A 14,451-nucleotide genomic window follows, 5' to 3' on the forward strand; every position below is an offset into this window, starting at 1 on the left:
TTTGTCGCCCCAGACCTCCCCTTCCCCGGCCAGCCGAGAACTGATCCGCCTGGACGCGCGGGCGCAGGACAAGACCGATGCCATTGCGCAGGTCGCCCAGATGCTGGTCGCGTCCGGCTGCGTGGCGCCGGGTTACGAAGCCAGCATGGGGCGGCGCGAAACGCTGGCGAACACCTTCCTTGGACACGGCGTAGCAATCCCGCACGGGCTTGGCGAGGACCGCCATCTGGTGCTCCGCGATGGCATCGCCGTGCTGCAGTTGCCGCAAGGCGTGGAATGGAACCCGGGACAGATCACCCGTCTGGTGGTCGGCATCGCTGCCCAGTCGGATACCCACATCACGGTGCTGCGCCGCTTGACCCGGCTGATCCAGGACGAGTCCACGCTGCAGCGGCTGTTCACCACCACCGAGGCGGGTGAGATCATGAACGCGCTGGCCGGCGATGTTGCGATTGCCGCCACCCACGCGCCAGCGGTGGATCTGGCCGAGCGCTTCGAATGGACCATCGCCTACCCCAACGGACTGCACGCCCGTCCTGCCACGCGCTGGGCCGAGACGGCGCGCGGCTTCGCAGCCCGCGCGCAGGTCCGCGCAGGCGATCAGGTGGCCGATGCCAAGAGTCTGGTAGCGCTGCTTCAGCTCGGGCTGCGTGAGGGCGATGCCGTGCGTGTTTCTGCCGAGGGCGCCGATGCCCCCGCGCTGCTGGCTGCGCTGCGCAAGGTCATGGATGGATTGGTCGCACAGGAAAGGGCTGATGCCGAGCGTGCAGCCCAGCGCAAGGCAGCAGCCCCTGTCGCCGGGTGGAAACCGCCCGAAGCGCAGGCGACGATCATTGGCATCGGCGCCAGCCCCGGATTGGCGATCGGCCCGGTGCATGTGCTGGCCAGCACGCAGGCGGAAGTCACCGACCGTCCTGCCCCGCTTGGCGAGGGCGGCGCACGCCTGCAGGATGCACTCGGCCGCACCCGCCAGCAGCTGGCCGTCCTGCAGGACGACACCCAGCGCCGCCTTGGCGCTTCGGATGCGGCGATCTTCAAGGCGCAGGCCGCGCTGCTCGACGACACCGACCTGATCACCCGCACCTGCCAGCTGATGGTCGAAGGCCATGGTGTGGCGTGGTCATGGCACCAGGCCATCGAGCAGATCGCCTCCGGGCTGGCGGCGCTGGGCAATCCGGTGCTGGCCGGGCGCGCGGCGGACCTGCGTGATGTCGGCCGACGCGTGCTGGCGCAGCTTGACCCTTCTGCTGAAGGTGGTGGCCTTGCGGATCTGCCGTCGCAACCGTGCATCCTGATCGCCACAGATCTGTCGCCTTCGGATACCGCCAATCTCGACACCGGTCGCGTGCTCGGCCTGGCCACCGCGCAGGGCGGGCCGACCTCGCACACCGCCATCCTCTCGCGCACGCTGGGCCTGCCGGCGCTGGTGGCCGGCGGCGCCGGGCTGTTGGCGATCCAGCCAGGCCGCGAAGCGATCCTGGACGGCAGCAGCGGACGGCTCTACCTGTCCCCCTCCGAAGCCGATCTCGCCTCGGCACGCGAATGGATCGCCGAACAGCAGCAGATCCGCGAGCGCGAAGCCGCGCAACGCGCGCAACCCGCCCAGACCCTCGACGGCCACCGCATCGACATCGGCGCCAACGTCAACCTGCCCGACCAGGTGCCACTGGCACTGGAACAGGGTGCGGAAGGCGTCGGCCTGATGCGCACCGAGTTCCTGTTCCTCGAACGTGGCAGTACGCCCAGCGAGGAGGAGCAGTACACCACCTATCTGGCGATGGCCAAGGCACTCAACGGCCGCCCGCTGATCGTGCGCGCGCTCGACATCGGCGGCGACAAGCAGGTGGCGCACCTGGAACTGCCACGCGAGGAGAACCCGTTCCTCGGCGTGCGCGGCGCGCGCCTGCTGCTGCGCCGCCCTGACCTGCTGGAGCCGCAACTGCGTGCGCTGTATCGCGCCGCCAAGGACGGTGCACGCCTGTCCATCATGTTCCCGATGATCACGTCGGTGACCGAGCTGGTCGCACTGCGCGCCATCTGTGAGCGCCTGCGTGCCGAGCTGGAGGCGCCGGTGGTGCCGATCGGCATCATGATCGAAGTGCCGGCTGCCGCCGCTCAGAGCGACGTACTGGCGCGCCATGCCGACTTCTTCTCGATCGGTACCAATGATCTGACCCAGTACGTGCTGGCGATCGACCGCCAGAACCCGGAACTCGCCGCCGAGGCCGACAGCCTGCATCCGGCGGTGCTGCGCGCGGTCCGCGCCACGGTTGAAGGCGCACGGCTGCATGGGCGCTGGGTCGGCGTCTGTGGCGGCCTGGCCGGCGATCCCTTCGGCGCCATGTTGCTGGCTGGCCTGGGCGTGGACGAACTGTCGATGACCCCGAACGACATCCCGGCGGTGAAGGCGCGCCTGCGTGGCACCGCGATGACCGAACTGCAAGCGCTGGCCAGCACCGCACTGGGGTGCGAAACCGCCGAGCAGGTGCGCGGCCTCGATGGAGCGCGCGCATGACTGCCCGCGCCGTCACCGTGACCCTGAACCCGGCCATCGACCAGACCGTGCGCCTGGCCCGCCTGCAGCCAGGCCGGGTGCATCGCGCCGGCAGCTCCCGCGACGACGCAGGCGGCAAGGGCATCAACGTGGCGGCCTGCCTGGCCGACTGGGGCGTGCCGATCACCGCGCTGGGTGTGCTGGGCGACGGCAACGACGGCGTGTTCCGAACGCTGTTCCGTGAGCGGGGCATCATTGACGGCTGCCTGCGCGTTCCGGGCCATACCCGCACCAACATCAAGCTGGTCGAAGAGGCCAACGGCGAAACGACGGACATCAACCTGCCAGGCCTGGCCGTGGACGCTGCCGGCCTGGACGCGGTGTCGCGCCAGCTCGGCGCCCTGCTCGCCCCGGCCTGCCGGTTGTGCTGTCCGGCAGCCTGCCGCATGGACTGCCGGCCGATGCATGGGCGCGGTTGCAGGCGCAGGCCGGAACGGCCGGTGCGCGCGTGCTGCTGGACACCAGCGGCGATGCGCTTGCAGCTGCGCTGGACGGCGCGCGGGCGCGCTGCCCTACGCCATCAAGCCCAACCGCCACGAACTGGAGGCCTGGACCGGCACGTCGCTGCCGGATCGCAGCGCACTGCGCGCTGCAGGCCAGGCCTTGGTCGAACGCGGTGTCGCACTCGTTGCCATCTCCATGGGGACCGACGGCGCGCTGTTCATTGATCGCGCCGGCGCCCTGGTCGCGCGACCGCCGCGTCTGGCCCAGGGCAGCACGGTGGGCGCCGGTGATGCCATGGTCGCCGGCATCGCCGCCGCGCTGTTGGAGCGCTCCCTCGACCTGGCCGCCTGTGCACGACTGGCCACGGCGTTCTCGATGAGCCGGTTGGATAGCGGAGACGCGCGGCGGCTCGATCCGGCGCAGGTGCGCGCCGGGGCCGGCGATGTACTGATCGAGCGGTTGGATTGAAACACCTGCCGGAGGAGCAGCGGTTGGCTTCGGGCCACCCGCGATGCCTCCGGCAAGGACGAACCCGAAGCATTCCAGGAGTTCCCATGCACGCTTCCACCGTAGTCATCGCCGCTGGCGAACGCAGCATCGAGGCGGTACTTGCCGCCGAGGCCCTGCGTCGCGCGGCCCGCCAGCGCGGGCTTGAGCTGATGATCGAAATCCGCAGCGACCAGGGCGTGACCGGCGCGCTGCCCGCCTCGGACGCCGCCTCCGCGACCCAACTGCTGCTGGTGGGCGATGGCGAGGCAGACATCGCACGCTTCGGCAATGCCCGGATCGTGCATGCCAGCCTGGGCGAGGTATTGGACGATCCGGTCGCCGCGCTTGCACCGCTCGCAGCCGCGCCGGCCAGTGTCCCCGCCACCGGGGCTGGCAAGCGCATCGTTGCCGTCACCTCCTGCCCCACCGGCATCGCTCACACCTTCATGGCGGCAGAAGGCCTGCAACAGGCTGCCAAAGCGCTGGGCCATGCGATCCGGGTGGAAACACAGGGCTCGGTCGGCGCGCAGGATGCGTTGAGCGATGCGGAAATCGCCGCTGCCGATGTGGTGCTGATCGCCGCCGACCGCGAAGTCGATCTGGCGCGTTTCGCTGGCAAGCGCCTGTTCAAGAGTGGTACCAAGCCGGCGATCAATGACGGCCAGAACCTGATCCGCAAGGCGCTGGCCGAGGTCGGCGTGCACGCGGGGACAGCGGCTTCGGGCCGTACCGCAGAAAAGAACAAGAGCACCGGCCCTTACAAGCACCTGATGACCGGGGTGTCGTTCATGCTGCCTTTCGTGACAGCCGGCGGCCTGTTGATCGCCCTGGCGTTCGCGCTCGGCGGCATCTATGCCTTCGACGATGCCCACAAGGGAACGCTGGCCTGGTCGCTGTTCCAGATCGGCGCCAAGTCCGGTTTCATGCTGATGGTGCCGGCGCTTGCCGGCTACATCGCCTACTCCATCGCCGACCGCCCCGGCATCGCGCCCGGCATGATCGGCGGGCTGGTTGCGGTCAACATGGACGCAGGTTTCATCGGCGGCATCCTGGCGGGCTTCATCGCCGGCTATGGCGTGCACTGGATCAACCGTGCGCTGCGCCTGCCGCGCAGCCTGGAAGGCCTCAAGCCGGTGCTGATCCTGCCGGTGCTGGGCACGCTGCTGGTCGGCCTGCTGATGATGTACGTGATCGGCACGCCGGTGGCCGCACTGCTGGCCTGGCTGACCGACTGGCTGCGCGGCATGGAGGGCAGCAGCGCGATCCTGCTCGGTTTGCTGCTGGGCGGCATGATGGCCGTTGACATGGGTGGACCGGTCAACAAGGCGTCCTACGCCTTCTCCACCGCCCTGATTTCCAGCCAGGTCTACACGCCGATGGCGGCGACCATGATCGGCGGCATGACGCCACCGCTGGGCATCGCGCTGGCGACGTGGTTGTTCAGCAACCGCTTCACTGCCGAGGAGCGCGGCACCGCCGGTGCCGCCGGCGTGCTCGGCCTGAGCTTCGTGACCGAGGGGGCTATTCCCTACGCGGCACGCGATCCGCTGCGCACCATTCCTGCGCTGATCCTCGGCTCGGCCGTGGCCGGTGCGATCTCGATGGCCGCAGGCGTCGAATTGAAGGTGCCGCACGGCGGTGTGTTCGTGCTGCCGATCCCGAACGCGGTCACCCATCTTGGTGTCTACCTGCTGGCGCTGTTGGCCGGCGTGTTGGTCACCGCGATTGCACTGCGCATCCTCAAGAAGCCGGTCACGGCCCCACCCTGTAAAAGGAACCCCGCCCATGACCTGCCCTTCCTGCCACCTGGTGCCGGTAGCGATCCTGCTGACCCTGCCCTCACTGACCGTAGCTGCCAACGCGAGTGATGTCCTCACTCCCAAGCTGGCTTACACCGGCGAGGCGGCCGCCACGCTCGATGGCGGCAAGCACAGCGGCACCGCTTACGCCGGCCAGCTGATGTTCGGCGCCGATGTTGACCTCGACGCTGCGTTCGGCTGGCGGGGGCCACGATCAAGGCCTATGGCATCAATCGCCACGGCACCAACCTCGCCAACAGCAGCACCGGCAACAGCACCTCGGTGCAGGAAATCTACGGCGGCCAGGGGACCCGCCTGGCCAACCTGACCCTGGAACAGAAGCTGTTCAACGACCGGCTGGTGCTGGAGGCCGGTCGCAGCGTCGCCAACATCCACCACCTCGGGTCGGAGCTGTGCCAGTACTTCCAGGGCAACTCGGCGTGCGGCAACCCGACCTACGTTTTCCGCACCAGCAACTTCACCTGGTGGCCGGTGTCGAGCTGGATGGCCGACGCCACGGCCTGGGTGACGCCCGATGTCTATGTCCGCATCGGTGCCTACCAGGTCGATCCCAGCCAGGCCGAGGATGGCCAGCATGGCCTGAAGTGGAATACGAACCAGGCCACCGGGTGGATCGTGCCCTACACGATCGGCTGGCGCAGCCCGGCTTCGGCACGACTGAATGCCCGCTACGAACTCGGTGGCTGGCAGGACAACTCGACCTATCGCGATCCGCTGCGCGATGCCAACGGCATTCCCGCGCTGCTCAGTGGCCAGGAGTACGCGGCACGCCACGGTCGCTCCGGTGCGTTCGCGCGCTTCGAGCAGCAGCTTACCGGCGATGGCAATGGCCGCGGCCTGACCCTTTTCGGCGCCGCGCTCAAGGGTACCTCCGGGCAGCTGATCGAGGATCACTTCCTGCAGGCCGGGCTTGTGCAGAAAGGCACGTTCGCCCGCCGGCCGCAGGACAGCATCGGCTTCGTCGTCACCCGGCAGAAGTACAGCGGCATCGCGCTGGAGAACCTCCGCCTGGCCCGCGCTGCCGCCGGCGGCAGCGGCACCCCGCACGGAAGCCAGGTGATGATGGAGCTGAGCTATGGCATCCAGCTCACCCCGCAGCTCAGGATTGCACCGAACCTGCACTACATCGTGCATCCGGACCCGTTCAACGAACCTGCGCGGCAGCGGGACCTGCCGAATGCACTGATCGCGGGCATGCGGGTTGACTGGAACCTGTAGCAGATCGCACGTGGTGGTGAGGCGCAGCCCGTGCCAGGCACCAGGGTCCACACCCGCTCCGGGCGGCGTACCGACACTCCGGCCGGGCTTCAACTGCTGTCCGCCACCCACGCCAGTTCGAACGTCAACGCGAGGCGCTGGCCAGGCTCCAGCCGGTGCGGCGCCAGCGTGAAGCCGTCCGGCGGGCCACTCTGCGGTTCGACACAGGTGGCGTGCGGCGCAGCGTCGTAGACCACCCAGTGGTCGTGGTCCGACCTCAGCCGCAGGCGTTGGCCTTCGCGTACCAGCGTGATGTCACCGTCGGCAACGAAGCAGTCATCCCAGGGGCCGGTGGTGGGCTCCACGTGGGGCAGCGTGGCAATACCTTCCCTGTCCCGCGGATACATCGCGCGAGGATTGAACAGCAACCGGTCCGGCTTCCTGAACCAGGGGTGCCAGCCCAGCACCGCCGGCATCGCCTGCTCGCCGGCCTGGACCGAAAGGCGCAGCTGCAGGGTGTGAGGGTGCAGGCTCACTTCCTGGAGGGCAATGCCACCGAAGGGCCAGTAGCTGTCGCGCGGCAGCTGCAGCGACACCTCGGCTGCGGCCGCATCGAGCCGGTCGATCTGCCAGGGTCGCGAGAAGCCCACCCCATGGATGGCATGCCCGTCGAAGTTGAGCGGCAGCCGATGCGGCCTGCCGTCAAAACGGAACTGTCCACGGCGGATGCGCCCGGCCCACGGCACCATCGGGTAGCAGCCCCAGGCGATCGCCGCCGCCACGGTCTCCTGCGCGTCCACCAACCATTCCGCGCCTCTGTAACGCAGGTGCGCGATGCGCCCGCCCGCCCCTGCGGCGAGCGCAACCTCCAGTTCGCCGCACCTCAGCCAATGCAGCTCACCGGCCGCCAGCGGGGCCAGCGCATCATCCATCGGCAGCATGCGCTCAGGCCCCATAGGGATTGATCGTTCGGATGCGTCCGTCCGGCTCCATGTGCAGCGGCGTGCACTTGGCCGAGCGCAGGTGGGTGATGCCGCCGGACATCAGCGCATCGTGATAGAACAGGTACCACTGCCCCTGGAACTGGCAGATGGAGTGGTGGGTGGTCCAACCGACCACGGGGTGAGGATCACGCCAGCATAGGTGAACGGCCCGTACGGGCTGTCTCCCACGGCGTAGCACAGCTGGTGGGTGTTGCCAGTGGAGTACGACAGGTAGTAGCGACCCTGGTACCTGTGCAGCCACGGGCCTTCGAAGAAGCGGCGCGCGTGGTCGTCCGCACGCAGCGGCTGGCCATGCTCATCCAGGATCTGCACTTCGCGGGTAGGCTCGGCCAGCTCGGTCATGCCGGCATCCAGGCGGCCCACGCGCGGCCCCAGGGCCGGCGCGCTGCCCTCGGGTTCCTCGTGCGCTTCGCTGTACTGGTTGTCACGATACTTCTGCAGCTGCCCGCCCCAGATGCCGCCGAAGTACAGGTAGTGGCTGCCATCGTCGTCCTCGAACACGGCCGGGTCGATCGAGTACGCGCCCTTGATCGGCTCCGGCTGGGGCACGAACGGGCCCTCCGGTCGCGCACCGATCGCCACGCCGATCCGGAACCGGCCCCCGGCATCCTTGGCCGGAAAGTAGAGGTAGTAGCGGCCATCACGGCAGGCGGCATCGGGGGCCCACATCTGTTTCCGCGCCCAGGGCACGTCACGCACGTGCAACGCCATGCCGCAATCGACGGCAGTGCCGTTGGGCGTATCCATCTTCAGCACATGGTAATCCTGCATGCCGAAATGGCCGCCTTCATCGTCGAAGGGCTGGCCACCGTCGATGTCGTGCGACGGATAGATGTACAGGCGTCCCTCGAACACGTGCGCCGAAGGGTCGGCGGTGTAGATGTGGGTCACCAGCGGTTGCGAAATGGCGTGTGCGCTGAGCTGCGCAAGACGGGCTTCGCTGGCCTGGCCGTCTTCACCGGCAGAGAGGTCGATCATGGTTGTCATCTTGGCGTTACGCGGAGGCGTCGGCGGAACGGCGACGCAGGTGGAGATCCTGCTCGATGCGCGTTTCCGCGCGCTTGTCGATCCGGTAGAAGAACAGCAGCGCCACGGCGAGCAGGAACGGAAGGGAGCAATAGACGCTTACGGTCAGGCGGATGCCCTGCACCACGGCCTCAGGCTGCTGCACCAGGCCTGCCTGGTAGCCGTAGTGGGCAAGGATCGCGGCGACCAGTGCGCCGCCCACGCTGAGGCCGATCTTCAGGCCACACAGCATCGCCGAGAAGATGATCGCAGTGGCCCGGCGATGGTTCTTCCACTCGGAGTAGTCCGCGACGTCGGCGATCATCGCCCACAGCAGCGGGATGGTGATGCCATAGCAGAAGCCATGCAGCATGAAGGCTGCGAACGCCACCGCCACCGCCGTGGGTGGGAACAGGTAGAAGGCCAGCAGGAACAGGGTCGAGACAAACAAGGCGCCACCGAAGACATCGCGCTTGCCGAAGCGATCCGCCAGCCGCCGTGATGCACCAATACCCAGGATCATGCAGAGGATGCCGCACGCGTTGAACAGGCTGAACGCCGAGGTGGCCGCGTCCTTCGGCCAGGTGAACGCCGCGAAACCGGCGCTGGCGAGGGCGCCATTCAATGCACGGATCAGGCCGTTGAAGCCTGAGTTTTCCAGAAAGCCGGCCAGCGCCGCTTCGCTCATGTAGTACTGGAAGTAATAGATGTAGGTGCCGCCTTTCAACGCCAGGTTGATGAACACCAGCACGGTCAGCGCCAGCATCACCTGCCACGGGCGGTTGTGCAGCAGGTCCGACAGGTCCTGCACTATGCCGCCGGTCTGCTCGCGCGTCGGTACGATGCGTTCGCGGGTGGTGGCGAAGGTGATCAGGAAGAACACTGTTCCGATCAGTGCGAAGGCGGTCATGACCTGTTCGAAGCCGCGCACCCGGTCGCCGTCACCCAGAATCAGCACCAGCGGCATCAGCAGCACCTGGATGATGAACTGCGCGATCATCACGGCCACGAAGCGGTAAGCCGAAAGGCTGTTGCGCTGGGCCATGCTGCCGGTCAGCACGCCGCTCAGCGCCGAGTACGGCAGGTTGTTCGCGGCGTAAACACAGACCAGCAGCGCGTAGGTGCCCAGTGCATAGATCACCTTTCCGCGCTCGCCCAGGTCCGGGGTGCTGAACGCCAGCAGGGACAGTACGCCAAAGGGGATGGCCGTCCACAGGATCCACGGGCGGAAGCGGCCCCAACGGGTGGACGTTCGGTCAGCCGCGATGCCGATCAACGGCGTGAACACGAACGCGCCCAGCAGGCCGACCACAAAGATGATCGTGGCCGCGGTCGCCGCTGGCAGGCGGTAGACGTCGGTGTAGAAGAATGCCAGGTAGGTGATCAGGGTCTGGAAGATCAGGTTGGCAGCGAGATCGCCCAGGCTGTAGCCGAGCTTCTCGCGAACCGACAGCGCGTGTTCAGTGCTTGCCATGCAGCGGACGTCCTGGAAAAGGGATCTGGTCGAAGGGGAATCGATGCCAACGAGGGCGATCAGTCATGCGCGGGCACCACGGTGAACCTGCCCTGCGCACGAATATCGGCACTGGACGCCCCTACCCTGACCTCGTAGGCACCGGGCTGCACCGCGTACGCCGCACGCGCTTGGTCATAGTGGCGCAGGGCCTGCGCTGCCTCCAGGGTGAACGTCACCGTGCGGCGTTCGCCCGGAGCCAGATGGACCCGCTGGAAGCCGCGCAGTTCCTGCACGGCATCACCGCCACCGGCGTGTTCGCGCCGCACGTACAGCTGTACCACTTCGTCACCGCTGCGCGTGCCTGCGTTGGCCACATCCACCGCCACGCCCAGGCGGCCATCGGCGCGGAGGCTGTCTGCATCGAGGCGAAGCGTTCCATAGTCGAATCGCGTATACGACAGACCGTGACCGAACGGATACAGCGGCGTACCGCGGAAGTAGCGGTAGGTGCGGCCCTCCATGGCGTAGTCTTCGAATGCCGGCATTGCTTCGCCGGCCTGGTAGAACGTGACCGGCAAACGGCCAGCGGGATTGACATCGCCGAACAGCGCCTGGCCGACGGCGGTGCCGCCGCGCTGCCCGGGGTACCAGCTCATCAGGATCGCCGGCAGATGCGCCTGCGCCCAGTCCACCGCGATGGCCGAGCCGCCGGTGAGTACCATCACCACCGGCTTGCCGGTAGCGTGCAGGGCCTCCAGCAGGGTGCGCTGCGGCGCGGGCAACCGCAGGTCGGTGCGGTCGCCACCGGCAAAGCCCGGATAGTTGACCGTCATCTCCTCGCCTTCGACATCGCCGGTGAGTCCACCGACGAACACCACCACATCGGCCTCGCGTGCAGCATCGAGCGCTTCATCGAACGGCGCCTTGGCACCGGGCATGCGCCACCCCAGGCGCACGCCGGCATCGCGCTGGTCATCGTAGTATTCCAGTTTCAGGTCATAGGCACGCCCCGCCTGCAGGTCGAGTTCGACACCCTCGGCATGCAGGCGATCCGTGTTCACCCAGTGATCGATCACACGCTTGCCGTCAATGTACAGGCGGTAGCCATCATCGCCGGCCACCTCCAGCCGGTAGCGACCGGACACGGGGGGCAGCAGCTGGCCGCTCCAGCGGATGCTGAAGCGGTCGTTGGGAATCCCCTGCCCCGGTGCCGCTTCGCCGCGTGCCAGCAGGTTGTCGGTCGGCGAGCCCCGGTCCCAGCGGAAGCCGATCTGCGCGTCGGTACGCACCAGGGCCGGAGTGCCAGACAGGTCGGGCGTGCGGAAGTACTCGCCGCGCAGGCCGCGCTCGGGCGAGTCCGCCGAGGGCCGCAGGAAGGTCGGCTCGATCAACGGCGTTGCACCGGGATCGTCGCGCCCTTCCACCAGGTCCACGCCACGCGCATACCGCACCTCAGCGCCCTTGGCCGCCTCGCGTATGCCCTGCAGGATCGTGACCGGCGCGGCCGGTGTGCCGAAGTAGTTGCCGAGCAGCGCCATGGTGTCGTCGGCGGTGGGTCCAACCACGGCAATGCGCCTGGTGTCGCGCGACAGCGGCAGGATGCCATCGTTCTTCAGCAGCACCAGCGATGCCTGCGCGGCCTTGAGCGCGAGCGCATCATGGGCCGGCGCCTGGTTCACCGAGGCCGGAATGCGCGCCCAGCGCACCCGCTCCGGCGGATCGAACATGCCCAGGCGCATCCGTGCGGTGAACAGGCGAGTCACCGCATCGTCGATCTCCGCTTCGCTGATCAGCCCCTGGCGCACTGCCGCAGGCAGCGTTGCGTACTCCTGGCCGCATTCCAGCTCCGTGCCGTTCCTGACCGCCAGCGCCGCGGCGGCTTCGCGCGTGCCGACGATACGGTGGTGCTTCCAGATGTCGACGATGGCCCAGCAGTCCGAGACCACGTAGCCCTTGAAGCCCCAGTCGCGTCGCAGCAGATCACGCAGCAGGAAGCGGCTGGCGCTGGCGGACTCGCCGTACACGCGGTTGTAGGCGCCCATGACCGCATCCACTTCGCCTTCCTTCACCAGCGCCTCGAACGCCGGCAGGTAGGTGTCGTAGAGGTCGCGCCGGCTGGGGCGTGCATCGAAGTGATGGCGGTCGGCCTCCGGTCCGCTGTGCACGGCCAGGTGCTTGGCGGTGGCGTCCAGCTTGCGGTAGACGGGGTCGTCGCCCTGCAGGCCGCGTACGAAGGCCACGCCCATGCGCGCGGTGAGGTAGGGATCCTCGCCGTAGGTCTCCTGTCCGCGACCCAGCGCGGGTCGCGGAAGATGTTGACGTTCGGCGACCAGAAGGTCAGGCCCTGGTAACGGCCATGCGCGCCTTCGCGGAGGAACTGGTGGTGCTTTGCGCGGGCCTCGTCGCTGATGGTCGTGGCCACCTGCCCCATCAACGGTACATCGAAGGTCGCGGCCAGGCCGATTGCCTGCGGAAACACCGTGGCCTGCCCTGCCCGTGCCACGCCATGCAACCCCTCATTCCACCAGTCGTAGGCGGGCACACCCAGCCGTTCGATTGCCGGCGCGGCATTCTGCATCTGCGCGGCCTTCTCTTCCAGGGTCATCTGCGCGACGAGTGCGGCGGCCCGTTGCTCGAAGCTTGCCGAGACATCCAGCCAGGGCCGTGGCGCGGCCGCGGATGCGGCGGCCGCCACGCAGCTCAGGACGAACACGGTGGCCCGTCCACGCCACGTACGGCGGCGGGCCCTGGACGAAATCGACAGTCTCATTTGCTTCTCCCGGTGCGCTCGTCGCGCGCGAAGGGACCCAGCAGTGCGCCCACGAAGCCGCCTGCCCGGTCCGTACTCAGAACGGTGCCGTCCACGTCGCCTGCGAGCAGTTGCCAGCCCTGCCCGTCGCCGGTGTCGAACGAGAACGCGTAGTCGCCCTCGTTGCCGGCAATCTTCAGGCGCAGCGCTGCAGACGCCGGCACGTCATGGCTGGCCAGCGTCCGCGTGCTGCCACCCCCGTCACGCGCTTCGAGGAAGAGCGAGAGGCGCCCCCGCCAAGGTCACGAACGCCGAGGAAGTACCAGTACGCCTCGCTCTGGAACGCCGCCAGACCGGCGGCGACACCGGGGGCTGGCGGGGTCATCGCGGTGCTCGCCTCGAAGCGCAGGTGCTGCTGGCGCCGGCCAAGAAATGCCGGATTGCGCAACGTGTCCAGATCCTCGGCAAGCGGGTGCACGGCCAGCATGCCGGGGCGCTTGTGCAGGTCAGCCCAGGCATGCCTGGGCACGCGCACGCGCAGCCACTGGCGATCGAGCGCTGGGCCATCAAAATTGTCGCGCGCCACGAAATTGCCGGTCGACGGGGCCTGCGATGCCTCGCCCTGCATCCATGACGGCGCCTCGGCCACGTAGGGAATGGCCTGGTCGGTCGGCAGGATCTGCGGCCAGCCATCCTGCCAGCGCACCGGCAACAGGTAGGTCTCGCGCCCGGTGTTGTAGTGGCGCTTCTGATAGTTGCGGCTGGCCAGGAACACCGCCCACCACGAGCCATCCGGGCCTTCGACCAGGTCGGCGTGGCCGGCATTGGTGATCGGAAGCGGACGGTCGTCCGGCAGTTCGCGCTGGGTCAGGATCGGATTGCCCGCATAGGCAACGTAGGGTCCCCACACCGTGCGGCTGCGCAGCACCACCTGCGAATGCTGCGGCCCGGTACCCCTTCAGCGTCGGACAGGTAATACCAGCCCTCCCGCTTGTAGATGTGCGGTCCCTCGATCCAGATCGGATTCTTCGCTGGCTCCACGCCTCCATCAACCAGCACCCGGCGTGGCCCGACCGGCTTGAATGCCGCCAGATCGATCTGCTGCATCCAGATGGCGCGGTGCCCGTCGTAGCGCGGCGGACCGGGCGGTGCATCGTTGTTGATCAGGTACACCTTGCCGTCGTCGTCGAAAAACAGTGATGGATCGATGCCATCGATGCCGGGCAGCCAGTGCGGATCGGACCACGGCCCGGCCGGGTCGCGCGCAGTGGCAATGAAGTTGCCGCCGCTGTCGGTGGCCGTGGTCACCACGTAGAAGACCCCGTCGTGGTACTCGATTGTGGGGGCAAAGATGCCGCGCGAGACGCTCAGCCCGTCGAAATCCAGCTGCGTGGGGCGGTCAATCACATTGCCGATCTGCTTCCAGTGCACCAGGTCAGCACTCTCGAACACCGGAATGCCCGGGAAGTAGGTGAAGCTGGAATTGACCAGATAGAACCGGCCGTTCGCGCGCACGATGCTGGGATCGGCATGGAAGCCGGCCAGGACGGGATTGCGGTAATGGCCGGCCGGCAGCGGCACTTCAAACGCCTGGTCATCGCCGCGGTACTCGAACCAGTCGAAGTACACCGGCGGAGCGTCCGGCGGCGCGCTGGCCCGGGTGGCAGCGGCCGACAGCAGGAACAACGCCCCCAGCAGGCGGCGCGCCATCGACCTCAGGCCGGCCCTGTCGC

Annotated in this window: 3 protein-coding genes and 6 pseudogenes; 4 read left to right on the plus strand and 5 right to left on the minus strand. The window is 68.0% G+C overall.

Annotated elements, in window-relative coordinates; genetic code table 11:
• Position 1 precedes the first annotated feature (1 nt).
• From ptsP to DL544_RS10995, 4 genes and pseudogenes are all read left to right on the plus strand, one after another.
• Positions 2 to 2,515, plus strand: coding sequence for a phosphoenolpyruvate--protein phosphotransferase (ptsP, locus tag DL544_RS10980; RefSeq protein ID WP_139727118.1), 2,514 nt, complete (start codon positions 2 to 4; stop codon positions 2,513 to 2,515).
• Positions 2,512 to 3,466: pseudogene (locus DL544_RS10985) on the plus strand (1-phosphofructokinase family hexose kinase). Before ptsP ends, DL544_RS10985 begins: the two are co-directional and overlap by 4 nt.
• Before the next feature lie 86 nt (positions 3,467 to 3,552).
• A pseudogene (locus tag DL544_RS10990) lies at positions 3,553 to 5,241 on the plus strand (PTS fructose transporter subunit IIC); the annotation flags it as partial.
• 31 nt (positions 5,242 to 5,272) lie between these two features.
• A pseudogene (locus DL544_RS10995) lies at positions 5,273 to 6,525 on the plus strand (carbohydrate porin).
• 89 nt (positions 6,526 to 6,614) lie between these two features.
• On the opposite strand, the gene DL544_RS11000 reads toward DL544_RS10995, so the two are convergent.
• The 5 genes and pseudogenes from DL544_RS11000 to DL544_RS11020 all read right to left on the minus strand — a co-directional run bounded on the left by DL544_RS11000 (position 6,615) and on the right by DL544_RS11020 (position 14,428).
• On the minus strand, positions 6,615 to 7,460 hold the full coding sequence (locus DL544_RS11000) for an aldose epimerase family protein (RefSeq protein WP_139727119.1): 846 nt from the start codon (positions 7,458 to 7,460) through the stop codon (positions 6,615 to 6,617).
• Positions 7,450 to 8,486 (minus strand): annotated as a pseudogene (locus tag DL544_RS11005) (glycoside hydrolase family 43 protein). The gene DL544_RS11000 and the pseudogene DL544_RS11005 overlap by 11 nt, the downstream one beginning before the upstream one ends.
• Positions 8,487 to 8,502: 16 nt before the next feature.
• Entirely contained in the window at positions 8,503 to 9,987 is a 1,485-nt protein-coding gene (locus tag DL544_RS11010; RefSeq protein ID WP_065186401.1) for an MFS transporter, read from the minus strand.
• 59 nt (positions 9,988 to 10,046) lie between these two features.
• A pseudogene (locus DL544_RS11015) lies at positions 10,047 to 12,739 on the minus strand (glycoside hydrolase family 3 protein).
• Positions 12,736 to 14,428, minus strand: a pseudogene (locus tag DL544_RS11020) (glycoside hydrolase family 43 protein). The pseudogenes DL544_RS11015 and DL544_RS11020 overlap by 4 nt, the downstream one beginning before the upstream one ends.
• Between the last annotated feature and the right edge of the window lie 23 nt (positions 14,429 to 14,451).

Source organism: Stenotrophomonas sp. pho (assembly GCF_006228405.1).
Taxonomy (GTDB): Bacteria; Pseudomonadota; Gammaproteobacteria; order Xanthomonadales; family Xanthomonadaceae; genus Stenotrophomonas; species Stenotrophomonas sepilia.

Excerpts from the sequence above, each read along its gene's own strand:
- DL544_RS11000 (WP_139727119.1), bottom strand. The coding sequence starts at position 7,460 with ATGGGGCCTGAGCGCATGCTGCCGATGGATGATGCGCTGGCCCCGCTG.
- DL544_RS11010 (WP_065186401.1), bottom strand. The coding sequence starts at position 9,987 with ATGGCAAGCACTGAACACGCGCTGTCGGTTCGCGAGAAGCTCGGCTAC.